The organism is Pedococcus dokdonensis (assembly GCF_900104525.1).
In the GTDB taxonomy this organism is placed as follows: Bacteria; Actinomycetota; Actinomycetes; order Actinomycetales; family Dermatophilaceae; genus Pedococcus; species Pedococcus dokdonensis.
Window position 1 is genome coordinate 835,640 of record NZ_LT629711.1, and the last position, 15,615, is coordinate 851,254.

Here is a 15,615-nt window from a genome sequence, read left to right on the forward strand (position 1 = left end):
CGTCGGTTGACTCCGCGTCGCGGCGGTTTGAGGGCACGCGACCAGGCTGACCTGCGGTTTTGTGGTCCAGATCCCTTGCCCTTGCGCTTGGCGTGTGTTCAACTTGAACGAAGTTAACGCCAGAGCCGGGGAGCTTGGGGTCGACTTTCATGCAGGGGACATGGCACGTGCGCAGCCTGATCAGGCTGTTCATCGGTGCTGTCCTGCTCTGCCTGGCCTGGCTCGTCCTGACCTCCGGGCAGGCATCCGCAACCGAGCGCCCGGAACCTGCTCGTCCTCTCGGCGGGCTCGGCAAGGCGGTCCCGCTGGTCGACGGTTCGGGCCTCGACTCGATCGTCGGAGGGCTCCTCCCGAAGTCGTCCGAGCCGGGCGAACGGCCGGAGCGCGCGACCGCGGGATCGGCAGCGGCTTCGACGAAGGCCGCCAAGGCGCGGCATGAAAAGCGTTCGCAGAAAACGAGTTCCACGATTCGTCCCAGCCTCGCACAGCCCGTCGAGCAGGCGGTCGGCACGGTTCGTTCGACCGTCGACACCGGGCTCTCACTCGTCGAGGACGTCACCGATGTCACCGCGTCGGTGCCGGTGGTAGGCGCCCCCGTCGTGGACATCACCAACGCCGTGGACACGCTCGTGAGGTCCCTCCCGGTGCTGGGCGAGCCGTCGCCGATCGTGCCCCTGCCGATCGGCGACGTGATCGTCCCGGACCGGCCGATCGTGCCTGCCACGCCTGCCGCACCGGTGACGGATCCCGTTGCAGGAGAGGCGGACCACCGCATACCTCGAGCCGCTGAGGCGACTCCCGGTGGAGCTGCGGCGCTGGCTGGGACGCCCGCCGCGACGACGTCCCGCAGTGCCGCGCTCGCCCCCGTCGCCAGCTCCGTCGGGCCGGGGTCGCCGCCACTGCCCACCCTTCCGCTCTCGCCGCGCGACGCCCTGCCTGCTCCGCCGACCCAGCCGTCCCCCGGGGGCGCCAGCGGAGCGGGAGCCGCCGACCAGGCCGCTGCGACCGAGGCACTCTCGATCTCGATCCGCACGACGTCCTCTCGCACCGGTGCCGACTGGCGCCTGCCGTGCGGTCCCTGCGAGCAGCCCGGTACCCGACCTGACTAGTGCCGCTCTCGCGTCGCCCGTCGACGCAGCAGAGCCATGCCCGGACACGGGCGACCAAGCACGTTCAGGAAGGAAAGACCATGCATGCATATGTGCGCAGAGGGCTCGAAGTGGCCCTCGTGGTCGGGGGAGGCATCCTGTTCTTCGCAGGACAGGCATCCGCCGACGAAGGCACCACGGGCGCAGGTAGCGCCCTCGGTGGCAACCAGGTGGCAGTCTCCGTCGCCGTCCCCGTCACCGTGACGGGCAGCTCCATCTCAGTGGCCGGCGACTCGGACTCTTCCGGGTCGCAGGCGCAAGCACCAGCAGTGCGCACTGCCAGCGCCGGCACCACCTCGGGCAAGGACTCGACCGGCGGGGGCAACCAGGCCGCTGTCGCGGTGTCGGTGCCCGTGACGGTGAGCGGCAACAGCGTCTCGGTGCTGGGGGACTCGTCGTCCTCGGGTTCGTCCGCGACGGCACCTGCCGGCTCCTCGGCTGGTTCGGCGGGGACGGCTGGTGACTCGACGTCGGGTGAGGACTCGGCGCTCGGGGCAACCAGGTGACCGCACCCGTCACCGCTCCGGTCACCGCGGGCGGCAACGCCGTGTCGGTGATCGGTGACTCCAGCAGCACCGGGTCGACGGCAACGGCACCTTCCGGTTCGTCCGCCACGGCACCTGCCGGTTCGGCGGGCGGTTCGGCGGGGACGGCTGGTGACTCGACGTCTGGTGAGGACTCGGCGCTCGGGGGCAACCAGGTGACCGCACCCGTCACGGCTCCGGTCACCGCGGGCGGCAACGCCGTGTCGGTGATCGGCGACTCCAGCAGCACCGGGTCGACTGCGACGGCACCTGCCGGCTCGTCGGCTGGTTCGGCGGGGACGGCTGGTGACTCGACGTCGGGTGAGGACTCGGCGCTCGGGGGCAACCAGGTGACCGCACCCGTCACCGCTCCGGTCACCGCGGGCGGCAATGCCGTGTCGGTGATCGGCGACTCCAGCAGCACCGGGTCGACTGCGACTGCACCTGCCGGCTCGTCGGGCTCGGGCGCGGGCGACAGCACTTCCGGTGCGGACTCGACCGGTGGTGGCAACCAGGTGACCGCACCCGTCACGGCTCCGGTCACCGCGGGCGGCAATGCCGTGTCGGTGATCGGCGACTCCAGCAGCACCGGGTCGACTGCGACCGCACCTGCCGGCTCGTCGGGCGGTTCGGCGGGCGGTTCGGCGGGAACGGCTGGTGACTCGACGTCGGGTGAGGACTCGGCGCTCGGGGGCAACCAGGTGACCGCACCCGTCACGGCTCCGGTCACCGCGGGCGGTAACGCCGTGTCGGTGATCGGTGACTCCAGCAGCACCGGGTCGACTGCGACCGCACCTGCCGGCTCGTCGGGCTCGGGCGCGGGGGACAGCACCTCCGGTGCGGACTCGGCGCTCGGGGGCAACCAGGTGACCGCACCCGTCACCGCTCCGGTCACCGCGGGGGCAATGCCGTGTCGGTGATCGGCGACTCCACCACCACGGGGGCAGAGACCGGCCCGACGACGCCGACGGACCCGACGACACCGACGGACCCGACGGACCCGACGACGCCGACGGACCCCGGAAGCGGTTCGGGGGACGATCAGGTGCCTACGGGTGACACCGGCACGGGCGCCGGTGCCGACTCGCCGGCCGCCTCGGCCCTGCCGGGCCTGGCCGCGCCTACCGCCGACTCGGCTCTCGCCATGACGGGTGGGTTCGCGTGGCAGCTGCTGCTGCTCGCGTGGCTCCTGCTCCTCGTGGGAGCCGGCGTCCAGATCACCGCCAGGAGGTTTGCCCTGGTCCGGTGAGCGTGGCGGGGAGGGCGGACGGTGAAGCAGCCCGCCGTCCGTCCTTCCGCCTGCCCTGAGCACGGTGCTCACGCCGGCCTGATCGGGACTTGGGTGCGCCTAGGACCCGGGTCGGCTGCGGGTCGAGCGGGAATGCCGTAGGATCGAACACATGTTCGAATCGCTGGAGGAGCTGCGTCTTACCTCCGGCACGGGTGCCGATGCCTGCCTCGGCGCGCTCCGCTGACGGTGCGGGGCGACGGGTGGGTCCGGCCCCCGCGCGACCGGCCAGCCCGGCCGTGCCCCCCGGCTGGCCACCCCTCGTGCCGCCTCCGGAGTCGCACGGGTGGCAGGTGCCGGCTGTCTCCTGGCTGCTCGACTTCTGCCCTTCGGAGTACCGCTTGTATGCCGGCTGGCGACGCCAGCCGGTTGCCCTCGCCTGGATGACGACGCGCCACATCGACTCCCAGCTGGTGGCGATGCGGCAGGCCTACCGCGAGGTGCGGGTGGAGCTCGGGGACCACCTGACGAGTGAGGGCCTGGCCCAGGTGCTGGCCGACCTGGAGACCGAGGGGGTGCGTCTGCTGGCCGCTCGTCGCAGCGCCGGCCTGGTCTATGACGCCCTGCAGGGCAAGCGCTACGTGCCGCGGCTCTGAGGGTGCCGTGACGAGCTCTGCCGCGCCGCGAGGGTGGGGGTGAGCAGGGCGGTGAGCGACAGGTCGGTGCCCTTGGCGTGCACGATCCGCCAAGCCTCGGCGGCGGCCTCCTGCAAGGGCTGCCGCACGCTGGTCAGCTGTACCACCTCGGCGAGGTCGCTGTCGTCGAAACCCACGACACCGAGGTCGCGACCGGGCTGCAGGTCGCGGTTGCGTGCGGCGCGCAGCACCCCGAGTGCCAGCAGGTCAGAGGCGCACAGGATGGCACCGTCCCGGCCGAGTCCCTCGAGCAGCCGGTCGGCTGCGGTGGTCGCGGCAGTCAGGTCCTCGACCGTCTCGGCATCCCTCGCGGAGTCGGCCAGGCCGGCGTCGGCCAGGCCGGCGAGCCACCCGGCGCGGCGGTCGTCCCCGAGGGCCGAGCCGGCGGGGTAGCCGAGGTAGGCGACCGAGGTGTAGCCCTGCTCGAGCAGGTGGGCGACCGCGAGCCGCATCCCGGCCTGCCCGTCGACGTCGACCCACCGGCCCATGTGGGGCTCGTCCCAGATCCGTCCGAAGGTCACGAACGGCACGTCGTGCTGGAGCAGCCAGGCTGGCCGCGGGTCCCCGTGCACGGTGTCACCCAGGATGAAGCCGTCGACCAGGCCCGAGGTGAGGATGCGTTCGTAGCCCGTCATGGGGTTCGGTGGCTGCGGTGCGAAGGTGACGACGTGGCAGCCGTGCGCGGGTGCTGCCACGGTCAGCTCGAGCAGGAACCGGTCGAGGACGTGGCCCACCCGCCCGGCCCCGGACGGGTTCAGCTCGAACCCATAGGCGGAGGTCTTGCGTCGACGCAGCTGCTGGGCTGCGGCGTTGGGCCGGAACCCGAGCCGCTCGATCTCGCGGTGCACCCGCTGGAGGGTGCCGGGCGCGACACGGTCGGGGTGGTTGACGGCGTTGCTGACGGTCTGGCGGGACACCCCGGCCGCGGTGGCGACGTCGACGATGGTGGCTCGGCTCGGTGTCGGTTCGGGTCCGCTTGCCACTGTCGCTCCGTTAGGCTGTGATCGGTTGACGCGCCTGAGTGGAATGTCCCATTTGAACGATCCAACTCCTGCGTCGAGAATGGCCGACGATCCTCGCCTCGTCAAGGTTTCGCGCCCGCGACGAAGCCTGGTCCGGCCCGCGACCCACCGGAAGGCGAGACCCACGTGAGTGCCGCACCGAGCCCGCGACAGCCCTGGTTGCACGACCTGCGCATCATCGTCGACGGGAACGCCACCGCCCTGTCCGCGACGGACGGCGACGTCGTCCCGGGGACGGCGCAGGGGCTGTTCGTCGACGACGTCCGCGTCCTGTCGCGGCTCGAGCTGACCGTGTCGGGGGAGTCGCCCACCCCGATCGCCTCGGCGGCCAGCGGCGCCGCAGCGGAGTTCTTCGGCGCGGCACGCGGTCTCGGTGACCCCGGACCCGACCCGACCGTCGAGGTCCACCGAGTGCGCACCCTCGAGGCAGCGAGCCTCGTGGAGCAGGTCACGATCACCTCGCGCGCGGCCGAGCCGGTCACCGCCACACTGCGGATCGAGCTCGGGTCCGACGGCCTCGACATCGCGAAGGTCAAGTACGGCGTCTGCGCCGAGCCGGCCGTCCGTCCCGTCCTCACGGACGGCCTGCTCACCTTCACCACGAACCGGCACCGGACCCTGGTCGAGGTCGACCCTGCGGCGACGAGCGTCGAGGCCCTCGGCGACCGAGCCGTCCTCGTGCACGAGGTCGTGGTCGAGCCCGGGGCGAGCCGGACGCTGCGCCTCACCGTGACGGCCCTGCGCACCGCACCGTCCGAGTTCGACGCCGATGCCGGCAGCCGGGCCGTCGCCTGGGATGACGTCCGGGTCAGCTCCGACGACCCGAGGCTGGAAGCCCTGGTGGCCAGGTCCGTCGACGACCTGCGCCACCTGCTGTTGCGCGACCCGCTCGACCCGGCCGATGTCTTCGCGGCGGCCGGGTCGCCCTGGTACCTCACGCTGTTCGGGCGCGACTCGATCTGGGCGGCGCGGATGATGCTGCCGTTCGGCACCGAGCTGGCCGCTGGCACGCTGCGTGCCCTGGCTCGCCGCCAGGGCACTCGGCACGACCCCGAGTCGGCCGAGCAGCCGGGCAAGATCGCCCACGAGGTCCGCCGCACGGCATACACGGGATCGCCGCGCAAGGGCGACCTCGCGCTCCCGCCGCTCTACTACGGCACGGTCGACGCCACCGCGCTCTGGGTGACCCTGCTCGTGGAAGCGTGGCGCTGGGGGCTGGCCGAGGCGCAGGTGCGCGCCCTGCTGCCGCACCTGCGGGCCGCCCTGGCCTGGCTGACCGGTGACGGGCAACCCGACGACGACGGCTTCCTGAAGTACCTCGACGCCACGGGTCACGGCCTCGTGAACCAGGGCTGGAAGGACTCCCTCGACTCGATGCGCACGCGCGACGGCCGGATCGCCCCGGCCCCGATCGCCCTCGTCGAAGCGCAGGCGTATGCCGTGCAGGCACTGCTCGAGGCGGCCGACCTCCTCGACGCGCTGGGGGAGGAGGGCGCGGCCGAGGTGCGGCACCAGGGCGCAGCGCTGCGCGACCGTGTGCGTGCCGCGTTCTGGGTGGGCGGGGCCGACGGGCGCTACCTCGCGATGGCGTTGGACGGCCAGGGCCGGGCCGTCGACGGCCTCGGCTCCAACATGGGTCACGCCCTCGGCACCGGGACCCTCGACCCCGGCGAGGCCGCGACGGTCGGCCGCACGGTCACCGGCGCCGAGCTGCTCGACACCTTCGGTGTGCGCACGCTCGGCACGGGGAACGGCGGGTTCAACCCGATCGGCTACCACACCGGATCGATCTGGACCCACGACACGGCCATCGTCGCCCTCGGCCTGGCACGCGAGGGACTGGGCGACGCGGCCGCCGCCGTCAGCAGGGCACTGGTCGCATCCGCCGAGGCCTTCGACTACCGCTGGCCCGAGCTCTACTCTGGGCTGCCGATGATGGGGCGACCGGCGCCATACCCGGCATCCTGCCGACCCCAGGCGTGGTCGGCCGCCTCGGCCGGTGCGGTGGTCTCGGTCGCCCTCGGCCTGCGGGCCGACCTGCCCCGGGGAGTACTGCACGTGGAGCCACCACGGCCGTCGCCGTTCGGGGCGTTGCGGGTCGACGGTCTCCGGCTGGGCGCCACCACCTTCTCGGTCGAGGTCGACCGGGACGGTGCGGTCGAGGTGATCGGGGTGCCGGACGAGGTCGAGATCAGGCGGGGCGCATAGACTCGGGCGGTTCCCCGACGCACTGGCGTGCGCAGACGACACCCGAAAGGACGCCGCGTGGGAGTGCTCGAGACCATCACCGGCCCGGCCGACCTCAAGGCGCTGTCGCCTGCCCAGCTGCCGGGGCTCGCCCAGGAGATCAGGGACTTCCTCGTCGAGTCCGTCTCCAAGACCGGTGGCCACCTGGGCCCGAACCTCGGTGTGGTCGAGCTGACCATCGCCCTGCACCGGGTCTTCGACAGCCCGGACGACGCGATCGTCTTCGACACCGGGCACCAGTCCTACGTCCACAAGCTGCTCACCGGCCGACACGACTTCAGCAAGCTCAAGAAGCAGGGCGGGCTCTCGGGCTACCCGAGTCGCACGGAGTCCGAGCACGACGTCGTCGAGAACTCGCACGCCTCGACGGCTCTGTCGTGGGCCGACGGCATCGCCAAGGGACGACGGCTGCGCGGTGAGAAGGGGCGCCACACGGTGGCGGTCATCGGCGACGGTGCCCTGACCGGGGGGATGGCCTGGGAGGCGATCAACAACATCGCCGCCGACAAGGACCTGCCGCTGACCATCGTCGTCAACGACAACGAGCGGTCCTACGCACCGACCATCGGCGGTCTGGCCGACCACCTCGCGACCCTGCGCACCACGCGCGGCTACGAGCGCTTCCTCGACTGGGGCAAGAACACGCTGAGCCGGACCCCTGTCGTGGGTGGCGCGATGTACGAGACGTTGCACGGCATGAAGAAGGGCATCAAGGACATCGTCGCCCCGCAGGGGATGTTCGAGGACCTCGGCCTGAAGTACCTCGGTCCGGTCGACGGTCACGACGAGCAGGCCGTCGAGTCGGCCCTGCGCAAGGCCCGGGCCTTCGGTGGACCGGTCCTCGTCCACGTCATCACCGAGAAGGGCCGCGGCTACGACCCGGCTCGTCGCGACGTGGGCGACCAGTGGCACGCGATCGGGAAGTTCAACCCCGAGACCGGGTTGCCGTTCGAGGTGAGCGGCCGGATCTGGACGGACGAGTTCAACGACGAGATGGTGCGGATCGGCGCGGAGCGCGACGACGTCGTGGCGCTCACGGCAGCCATGCTCATCCCGGTCGGCCTCGATGGCTTCGCCGCCGCCTACCCCGACCGGGTCTTCGACGTCGGCATCGCCGAGCAGCACGCGGTCACCATGGCGAGCGGCCTCGCGTACGCCGGGCTGCACCCGGTCGTCGCGGTCTACGCCACCTTCCTCAACCGGGCCTTCGACCAGCTGCTGATGGACTGCGCGCTGCACCGGGCCGGTGTCACCTTCGTGCTGGACCGGGCCGGCGTCACAGGGAGCGACGGCGCGTCGCACAACGGCATGTGGGACATGACGATCGCGTCGGTCGTCCCGGGCCTGCGGCTGGCGGCGCCCCGCGACGGCGACCAGGTCAAGCTGCAGCTCCGCGAGGCGATCGACGTGACCGATGCCCCGACGGTGATCCGCTTCCCGAAGGGCGATGTCGGACCCGCGGTCACCGCGATCCGTCAGCACGGCGACGTCGACGTGCTCCACGAGACGTCACTCGACTCCTGCGAGCTGCTCCTCGTCGGGGTGGGGGCCTTCGCAGGCATGGCCGTGGACATCGCGGGCAAGCTCGAGGCCCAGGGCCACTCGGTCACCGCGGTCGACCCGCGCTGGGTGCTGCCGGTGAGCGACGACCTGGTCGAGCTGGCTCGCGCCGCTGGCGCCGTCGCCGTGGTCGAGGACAACCTGGTCAGTGGGGGAGTCGGGGCGGCGGTCACGCTGGCGCTGCGCGATGCCGGCCTCGACGTGCCGGTGCACCTGCACGGCATACCGAAGCAGTTCCTGGACCACGCGTCGCGGGGCCAGGTGCTCGAGGAGGTCGGCCTCACCGCAGACGCGGTCGCCACCGCGCTGGCCGGCCGCCTGCGCTGAGGACCCTCGCCCACCGAGAAGGGCTGGCTGTCGGCGGCGCTGGTTAGCGTCGAGGGATGGAGCTGACAGGTCGGGTCGTCGTCGTCACCGGGGGTGCCTCGGGCCTGGGTGAGCACCTCGTGCGTGCCTTTGCCCGCGAGGGGGCCCACGTCGTGGTCGCCGACCTCGACACGGCACCGGCCGAGGCGCTCGCCGCGGCGCTGCGTCAGGAGGGTGGGGGCGCCACGGGCGTGCGCTGCGACGTGACCGTCGAGGACGACCTGCTCGCCCTCGTCACCGCCGCGGACGCTCTGGGCGGGATCGACGTGCTCGTCAACAACGCGGGTGGCTGGGGTGGCGCCGAGCAGCACTACCCCGAGGCGCCGCCCGAGGACTGGCAGGCCGTGCTCGCCCTCAACCTCCACGCGCCGATGCGACTCCTCCAGCTCTGCCTCGACGGCATGCGTCGTCGGGGGTGGGGATCGGTGGTCAACGTGGCGTCCAGCGCGGGAGTCGGGACAACCGCCTATGGCAGCCCTCCGTATGCCGTGGCGAAGGCCGGGTTGGTGCGCCTCACCACCGCGCTGGCCGGCTTGCAGGACGAGGGAGTCCTGGTGACCTGCCTCGTGCCGGGCTGGATCGGGCTGCCGCGGGCCCACGCCGAGCTGGCCGCCCTGGCACCGCCCGAGCGGCAGGCCAGCCCCGAGCTGGTGCCCCCCGAGATCATCGCCGCCGAGGCGGTGCGGCTGGTGCGTGACCGCGTCACGGCCGGCACCGTGGTCGAGCTCCTCGACGGCGCACACCGCCGGGTCGTGTCGCCGGACGGCGCAGGGGCGGCACCCGGATGACCGGGTGCCGCCCCTCGTGGCCTGCGGGTGGAACTGGTGCCTAGGCGGGGACGCTCGCTGCGCCGGGCGGCAGGAAGCGCTGACCGGTGACCCGCTCCGAGACCCCCTCGCGGTCGAGCAGTGGCGTGAGCCCGCCGTTCCAGAACTGGAAGCCCGCGCCGGTGATCATGGCGAGGTCCAGGTCCATCGGCGCCGCCACGACGCCCTCGTCGAGCATCCGGCGCGCCTCGTCGGCGAGGACGCCGAGCACCCGCTCGCGCACCTCCTCGGTCGACAGCACCACGGGGTCGGCCGGCTTGTCGAAGAGGGCCTCGACCTCGGGGTCGACGACCGGCTTGCCCTCCGGCCAGATGTAGATCGCCGCCTTCTTCGCCGCGACGACCTTGCGGAGGTTCTCCGAGACGTAGAAGCGGTCGGGGAACGCCTTGGCCAGGGTCTCGTTGTTGTGCAACGCGATCGCCGGTCCGACGAGTCCGAGCAGGATGAACGGGGGCATCGGGGCGAGCCCGGCGAAGGCGCGGTCGGCCACCTCGATCGGGGTGCCCTCGTCGACCACCTTGGCGACCTCGCCCATGAACCGGCCGAGCAGCCGGTTGACGATGAAGGACGGGCTGTCCTTCACGAGGATCGTCGTCTTCTTCAGACCCTTGCCGGTCGCGAACGCGGTGGCCAGGGTCGCGTCGTCGGTGCGCTCGCCCTTGATGATCTCGAGCAGCGGCATGACGGCCACCGGGTTGAAGAAGTGGAAGCCGACCACTCGCTCGGGGTGCTGGAGCTCGGCAGCCATCTCGGTGATCGACAGCGACGAGGTGTTCGTCGCCAGGACGCACTCGGGGCTGACGATGGCCTCGATCTCGGCCCAGACCTGCTTCTTGACCGACATCTCCTCGAAGACCGCCTCGATCACGAAGTCGGCGTCGGCGAAGCCGTCCTTGGAGGTCGCGCCGGTGACCAGCGCCTTGAGCCGGTTGGCCTTGTCTGGTCCGAGCCGCTTCTTGGCCAGCAGCTTGTCGACCTCGCCGTGCACGTAGCCGACGCCCTTGGCGACCCGCTCCTCGTCGAGGTCGGTCATGACGACCGGCACCTCGAGCCGCTGCGCGAACAGCAGGGCGAGCTGGCTGGCCATCAGGCCGGCGCCGACGATCCCGACCTTGGTGACCTTGCGGGCCAGGGCCTTGTCGGGTGCCCCCGCCGGACGCTTGGCCCGACGCTGGACGAGGTCGAAGGAGTAGAGACCGGCCCGCAGCTCGTCACCCATCACGAGGTCTGCCAGTGCCTCGTCCTCGGCCGCGAAGGCGTCGTCGCGCGTCGCGGTGCGGGCCTCGGCCACGAGCTGGAGCGCACGGTAGGGGGCGGGTGCCTTGCCGCCGGTCTTGAGGTCGACGAGACCCTTGGCGGCCTTGATCGCGGCGGACCACTCGGCCTCGTCGCGGGACACCTCGGGACGCTCGACCTTCGTGTCGGCGGTCAGCACCGACGCGGCCCAGAGCAGCGACTCCTCGAGGAAGTCGGCCGGCTCGAGCAGCACGTCGGCGATGCCGAGCTCGAAGGCCTGGGGGCCCTTGAGCATGCGGTTCATGTTCATCGGGTTCTCGATGATGACCTTGAGCGCGTTGGCCGGGCCGACCAGGTTGGGCAGCAGGTAGCAGCCGCCCCAGCCGGGGACGAGACCGAGGAAGGTCTCCGGCAGCGCCAGCGCCGGCACGCCGGCCGAGATGGTGCGGTAGTCGGCGGACAGCGCGATCTCCACACCACCGCCCATCGCAGCACCGTTGACGAAGGCGAAGGTCGGCACCGGCAGGTCCATGATCGCTGCGAAGGCCGCGTGCCCGGCCCGAGCCACCTCGATCGCCTGCTCCCGGCTGGCTGCCTGGGAGACCGCCTTGAGGTCGGCACCGACGGCGAAGATGAAGGGCTTGCCGGTGATGCCGACAGCCTGGATGTCACCCGCCTCGGCTCGGGCGCGCAGCCCCTCGACGGTGGCCCTGAGCTCGGCGATGGTCTGCGGCCCGAAGGTGTTGGGCTTGGTGTGGTCGAAACCGTTGTCCAGCGTGACCAGGGCCAGGGTGCCTGCCTTGCCCGGCAGGAGCACGTCGCGCACCGGGGTGTGGGTCACGACCTCCTCGAAGGCCTGGGCGGACGTGGTGCTGGTGGTGGGTGAGTCGCTCATGCCGCGACCTCCTGGCCGTAGTCGGCGTGGTGGGGGTTCTCCCAGATGACGGCGGCGCCCATCCCGATGCCGATGCACATGGCGGTCAGGCCGAAGCGGACGTCGGGGTGCTCCTCGAACTGGCGGGCCAGCTGGGTCATCAGGCGCACGCCCGACGACGCGAGCGGGTGGCCGGTCGCGATCGCACCGCCGTACTGGTTGACGCGGGGGTCGTCGTCGGCGATGTCGAAGTGGTCGAGGAACGCGAGCACCTGGACGGCGAACGCCTCGTTCAGCTCGAACAGGCCGATGTCCTCGATCGACAGCCCCGCCTTGGCCAGCGCCTTCTCGGTGGCCGGGACCGGTCCGATGCCCATCACCTCCGGCTCGACCCCGACGAACGCGAAGTCGACCAGCCGCATCTTCACGGGGAGGCCGAGCTCACGAGCCGCCTGCTCCGAGGCGAGGATGCACGCGGTGGCGCCGTCGTTGAGCCCGGCGGAGTTGCCGGCGCTGACCTTGCCGTGCGGACGGAACGGCGTCTTGAGTGCCGCGAGGTCCTCGAGCGTGGTGCCGGGGCGCGGCGGCTCGTCCTGCGTGGCCAGGCCGTAGCCGAGCTCCTGGTGCCGCGTCGCGACGGGCACGAGGTCGGGCTGGATCTGGTCGTTTGCGTAGGCCTTGGCGAGCTTCTCCTGCGACCCCACGGCATACGCGTCGCTGCGCTCCTTGGTGATCGACGGGAACCGGTCGTGCAGGTTCTCGGCGGTCGAGCCCATCACCAGGGCCGACGGGTCGACGAGCTTCTCGGCCACGATCCGCGGGTTGGGGTCGACACCCTCACCCATCGGGTGCCGGCCCATGTGCTCGACCCCGCCGGCGATGGCGACGTCGATCGAGCCGAACGCGATCGAGCTGGCCGTGGTGGTCACGGCGGTCATCGCACCGGCGCACATCCGGTCGACCGAGTAGCCCGGCGTGGTCTTGGGCAGACCGGAGAGCAGGGCGGCCATCCGGCCGAGCGTGAGGCCCTGGTCGCCGATCTGGGTGGTGGCCGCGATGGCCACCTCCTCGACGCGCTCCGGGGGGAGCTCGGGGTGGCGACGCATCAGCTCGCGGATGCAGCGGATGACGAGGTCGTCGGCGCGGGTCTGGGCGTACATGCCCTTGTCGCCGGCCTTGCCGAACGGCGTCCGGACACCGTCGACGAACACGACCTCATGAAGGGTGCGGGGCACGGGTGGCCTCCCTGGCTGTGTGGGTTGCTGGTTGGGCAGAGCAGCACCGGTATGCCGGTGGGTACGAGCCGATGCTACTCCGCGGTAACAACGTGGTCACCGGACCCCGCGCGTGAGAGCCGTCACCCGGCGAGCCGGGCCGCACTGAGGTTGACTGGCGACGTGAGGACGACGTGATGTGGTGGAGCCGTCGCACCGTCAGGGCACCTGTCGGCGTGGTGTGGGACCTGCTCGTGGACCTCGACGCCTGGCCGAGCTGGGGTCCGACCGTCTCGGCCGCCCGGCTCGAGGACGGCGGACGGACCCTGAGGGGCGGGGCGCACGGCGCGGTGCGCAGCCCGGTCGGCCTGTGGCTGCCGTTCGAGGTCACCGAGCTGACCGCGCCGATGACCGCCGACCCCGAACCCCCCCGCAACCTTTGCTAGCACAGGAAACTCAGTCGCGGACAGGTTGCAACCTGTCCGCGACACGGGAACCTTTGCTAGCAAAGGTTCCTGCACGGGGGCGGGGGCGCACTGGTCGTGGAGCGTGGGCGGGGTGCCCGCGACGACCCACCGAGTGCAACCGCACGCTCGTGGCTGTGTGGTGGAGCTGGGCGCGCCCTGGTGGGCGCCGGCCTACCTGCCCGTGCTGGAGGTGGCCGCCCGCCGGCTGGCCGCGCTCGCGGAGAGGGGCCGCTGAGCGGACCAGGGGTCAGTCGTCGGGGTTGGCCGCGAAGGCGGCCTCGACCATCGGTGCCACGATCTCGGTCTGCCAGTGCCGGGCTCCGAGTGCGGACAGCGCCGACGCGAACGCGGGTGCGGTCGGCTCGGCCGGGGGAGTCCAGATCACCCGGCGCAACGGCTCGGGCGACAGGACGTTCTCGACCGGGATGGAGTGGTCGGCCGCGAAGGCAGTCAGCGCCTCGCGGGTGGCGGTGAGCCGGGCCGCGGCCACCGGGTTGCGCTCGGCCCAGGACCGCTGCGGCGGAGGGCCGTCCGAGCGCAGCGTCATCGGCGGGAGGTCGGCCTCGGGGATCGCGTTGGCCCGCGAGATCGCGTCGAGCCACTGCCGCTGGTAGCGCCGCACCGACCGGTGTCCACCGGGCAGGCCGCCGGTCTCGGTCGGGGTCCCCATCGCGAGCTCGACGAGCACCACGTCGGGCAGCACCCGACCCGGCGAGACGTCGCGCTCCTGGGCGATCTGGTCGCGGGTCTCCCACAGCTCGCGGACCACCGCAGCGACCCGCCGGTGCCGCACCTTGTGCATGCCGCTGGTGCGTCGCCACGGGTCGACCCGCACGGCCGGCCCGGTGAAGTCGAGCAGTGCCTCGAACTCCTCGCGCGCCCACCCGTCCTTGCCCTGGCGGGCCAGGTCGACCCCCATCAGGTTGCGCACGTCGACGAGCACCTCGACGTCGAGGGCGGCGTAGCGCAGCCAGGGCTCGGGCAGCGGCCGGGTGGACCAGTCGACCGCGGAGTGCTCCTTGGCCAGGGACAGCCCGAGGTAGTGCTCGACGACCGCGGCCAGGCCGACCCGGGGCAGACCCAGGAGGCGTCCGGCGAGCTCGGTGTCGAAGAGCTGTCGTGGCCGCAGACCGACCTCCGCGAGGCAGGCGAGGTCCTGGGTGGCGGCGTGCAGGATCCACTCGGCGCTGCCGATGGCGTCGTCGACCGGGGACAGGTCGGGACACGCGATGGGGTCGATCAGCCAGGTGCCCGACCCCTCTCGGCGCAGCTGCACGAGGTAGGCGCGCTGGCCGTAGCGGTAACCACTCGCGCGCTCGGCGTCCAGCGCCACCGGGCCCTCGCCCGCAGCGATCGCGCGGGCCGCCTCCATCAGGGCGCGCTCGGACTCGACGACCGGCGGGACACCGTCGGCGGGCATGTCGAGCGGAGTCAGCTCGGGGGCTGTCTCCTGCTCGGGCTCCACCGCCTCGTCGGCGTCGGCATCGGTCACCGGGTCAACCTATCGGGCAGCGCGCCCCCGCACCCGGCAACGCACCGCGGCTCCACCGTTCAGCGATGCGGTGGTTCGGCGACGCGGTGGATCAGCGACGTGGGCCCGGCAGGGCGATGACGCCCTCCGGCAGCGGCGGCAGCCCGGCGATCGTGCACAGCAGGTCGGACCACGCCACCAGGTGGGCGCCCACGTTGCCCGCGACGGGGGTCCACGAGGCGCGGACCTCCATCTCGACACTGGCCGGCCGGTCGGACAGGCCCGCGAAGCTCTCCGACACCACCCGGGTCACCGTGCCGGCCTCGGCGGTGTAACCGAGGTGGTGGGTCTCCAGGGCATCGGTCAGCCACGACCACCCGACGGCGCCGAGCATCGGGTCGTTCGCGAGCTCGGGCTCGAGCTCGGCCCGCGCGAAGGTCACCGCCCGCCAAGCTCCGTCCCAGGGGTCCGGCACCGACGGGTCGTGCAGCAGGACGAAGCGCCCGGACGCGAGCTCGTCCTCGTCCGCGGCCGCGCCCACGACCTCGGCGGTGAGCGCCACGGCATACGGGGCGATGCGCTGGGGGGCAGGCACCTCGGTGAGGCGGATCTCGGGGCGCAGACGCGCCCCGCGCAGGTCGCTCAACGCCTGCGCGAACTCGGGGGATTGGTCGCCAGGGACCGTTCGGCTGCCCACCATCAGAGGGTATGCCGAGGGTCCGGGTATCACAGGGAG

Annotated in this window: 15 protein-coding genes; 10 read left to right on the forward strand and 5 right to left on the reverse strand. The window is 72.2% G+C overall.

The annotated features are described in order from the left end of the window. Nucleotides 1–167 precede the first annotated feature (167 nt). The 5 genes from BLQ34_RS04040 (at nucleotide 168) to BLQ34_RS04060 (ending at nucleotide 3,556) form a co-directional block, all read left to right on the forward strand. On the forward strand, nucleotides 168–1,109 hold the full coding sequence (locus tag BLQ34_RS04040) for a hypothetical protein (protein ID WP_091781843.1): 942 nt from the start codon (nucleotides 168–170) through the stop codon (nucleotides 1,107–1,109). Between the two features lie 80 nt (nucleotides 1,110–1,189). Beyond that, nucleotides 1,190–1,654, forward strand: a complete 465-nt coding sequence (locus BLQ34_RS04045) for a hypothetical protein (RefSeq protein WP_157692889.1) — start codon at nucleotides 1,190–1,192, stop codon at nucleotides 1,652–1,654. Beyond that, nucleotides 1,651–2,592 carry a hypothetical protein gene (locus BLQ34_RS04050; RefSeq protein WP_091781849.1) on the forward strand — a complete coding sequence of 314 codons (942 nt, stop codon included), beginning with the start codon at nucleotides 1,651–1,653 and terminating at the stop codon, nucleotides 2,590–2,592. The genes BLQ34_RS04045 and BLQ34_RS04050 overlap by 4 nt, the downstream gene beginning before the upstream one ends. A 125-nt stretch (nucleotides 2,593–2,717) precedes the next feature. Beyond that, nucleotides 2,718–2,921, forward strand: coding sequence for a hypothetical protein (locus BLQ34_RS18965; protein WP_172829344.1), 204 nt, complete (start codon nucleotides 2,718–2,720; stop codon nucleotides 2,919–2,921). Nucleotides 2,922–3,253: 332 nt separating this feature from the next. Then, a complete protein-coding gene (locus BLQ34_RS04060; protein WP_091789236.1) occupies nucleotides 3,254–3,556 on the forward strand; it encodes a hypothetical protein in 303 nt (100 codons plus the stop codon). Here BLQ34_RS04060 and BLQ34_RS04065 read toward each other — a convergent pair. Next, nucleotides 3,538–4,578, reverse strand: coding sequence for a LacI family DNA-binding transcriptional regulator (locus BLQ34_RS04065; protein WP_172829345.1), 1,041 nt, complete (start codon nucleotides 4,576–4,578; stop codon nucleotides 3,538–3,540). The genes BLQ34_RS04060 and BLQ34_RS04065 overlap by 19 nt on opposite strands. Nucleotides 4,579–4,743: 165 nt before the next feature. Between BLQ34_RS04065 and BLQ34_RS04070 the strand changes: the two genes are divergently transcribed. From BLQ34_RS04070 to BLQ34_RS04080, 3 genes are read left to right on the forward strand one after another with little or no spacing between them, the layout of a single operon-like run. Continuing rightward, entirely contained in the window at nucleotides 4,744–6,825 is a 2,082-nt protein-coding gene (locus tag BLQ34_RS04070) for an amylo-alpha-1,6-glucosidase (RefSeq protein WP_091781855.1), read from the forward strand. A gap of 57 nt (nucleotides 6,826–6,882) precedes the next feature. Next, nucleotides 6,883–8,751 (forward strand): 1-deoxy-D-xylulose-5-phosphate synthase, encoded by a 1,869-nt coding sequence (gene dxs / locus BLQ34_RS04075; RefSeq protein WP_091781858.1) that lies wholly within the window; start codon nucleotides 6,883–6,885, stop codon nucleotides 8,749–8,751. 56 nt (nucleotides 8,752–8,807) lie between these two features. Further along, nucleotides 8,808–9,578, forward strand: a complete 771-nt coding sequence (locus BLQ34_RS04080) for an SDR family NAD(P)-dependent oxidoreductase (protein WP_091781860.1) — start codon at nucleotides 8,808–8,810, stop codon at nucleotides 9,576–9,578. Nucleotides 9,579–9,618: 40 nt separating this feature from the next. On the opposite strand, the gene BLQ34_RS04085 is transcribed toward BLQ34_RS04080, so the two are convergent. Together BLQ34_RS04085 and BLQ34_RS04090 are read right to left on the reverse strand one after the other, a co-directional pair. Next, the gene (locus BLQ34_RS04085) at nucleotides 9,619–11,748 is read right to left on the reverse strand and encodes a 3-hydroxyacyl-CoA dehydrogenase NAD-binding domain-containing protein (protein WP_091781863.1); all 2,130 of its coding nucleotides are present in this window, start codon (nucleotides 11,746–11,748) and stop codon (nucleotides 9,619–9,621) included. Next, nucleotides 11,745–12,962 carry a thiolase family protein gene (locus BLQ34_RS04090; RefSeq protein ID WP_091781866.1) on the reverse strand — a complete coding sequence of 406 codons (1,218 nt, stop codon included), beginning with the start codon at nucleotides 12,960–12,962 and terminating at the stop codon, nucleotides 11,745–11,747. Before BLQ34_RS04090 ends, BLQ34_RS04085 begins: the two co-directional genes overlap by 4 nt. Nucleotides 12,963–13,138: 176 nt before the next feature. Between BLQ34_RS04090 and BLQ34_RS04095 the strand changes: the two genes are divergently transcribed. Together BLQ34_RS04095 and BLQ34_RS18690 are read left to right on the forward strand one after the other, a co-directional pair. Next, on the forward strand, nucleotides 13,139–13,387 hold the full coding sequence (locus tag BLQ34_RS04095; RefSeq protein ID WP_091781869.1) for an SRPBCC family protein: 249 nt from the start codon (nucleotides 13,139–13,141) through the stop codon (nucleotides 13,385–13,387). A gap of 112 nt (nucleotides 13,388–13,499) precedes the next feature. Next, nucleotides 13,500–13,643: a hypothetical protein gene (locus BLQ34_RS18690; protein ID WP_157692892.1), complete on the forward strand. Its 144-nt coding sequence runs from the start codon at nucleotides 13,500–13,502 to the stop codon at nucleotides 13,641–13,643. 12 nt (nucleotides 13,644–13,655) lie between these two features. On the opposite strand, the gene BLQ34_RS04100 is transcribed toward BLQ34_RS18690, so the two are convergent. Together BLQ34_RS04100 and BLQ34_RS04105 are read right to left on the reverse strand one after the other, a co-directional pair. Then, nucleotides 13,656–14,900, reverse strand: a complete 1,245-nt coding sequence (locus BLQ34_RS04100) for an HRDC domain-containing protein (protein ID WP_407946385.1) — start codon at nucleotides 14,898–14,900, stop codon at nucleotides 13,656–13,658. 91 nt (nucleotides 14,901–14,991) lie between these two features. After that, nucleotides 14,992–15,579 carry a DUF3000 domain-containing protein gene (locus BLQ34_RS04105; protein ID WP_172829346.1) on the reverse strand — a complete coding sequence of 196 codons (588 nt, stop codon included), beginning with the start codon at nucleotides 15,577–15,579 and terminating at the stop codon, nucleotides 14,992–14,994. Between the last annotated feature and the right edge of the window lie 36 nt (nucleotides 15,580–15,615).

Bases quoted from the DNA above. Each gene is read 5' to 3' on its own strand.
- BLQ34_RS04045 (WP_157692889.1), top strand. From the start codon at position 1,190: ATGCATGCATATGTGCGCAGAGGGCTCGAAGTGGCCCTCGTGGTCGGG.
- BLQ34_RS04080 (WP_091781860.1), top strand. From the start codon at position 8,808: ATGGAGCTGACAGGTCGGGTCGTCGTCGTCACCGGGGGTGCCTCGGGC.
- BLQ34_RS04085 (WP_091781863.1), bottom strand. From the start codon at position 11,748: ATGAGCGACTCACCCACCACCAGCACCACGTCCGCCCAGGCCTTCGAG.
- BLQ34_RS04095 (WP_091781869.1), top strand. From the start codon at position 13,139: ATGTGGTGGAGCCGTCGCACCGTCAGGGCACCTGTCGGCGTGGTGTGG.
- BLQ34_RS04105 (WP_172829346.1), bottom strand. From the start codon at position 15,579: ATGGTGGGCAGCCGAACGGTCCCTGGCGACCAATCCCCCGAGTTCGCG.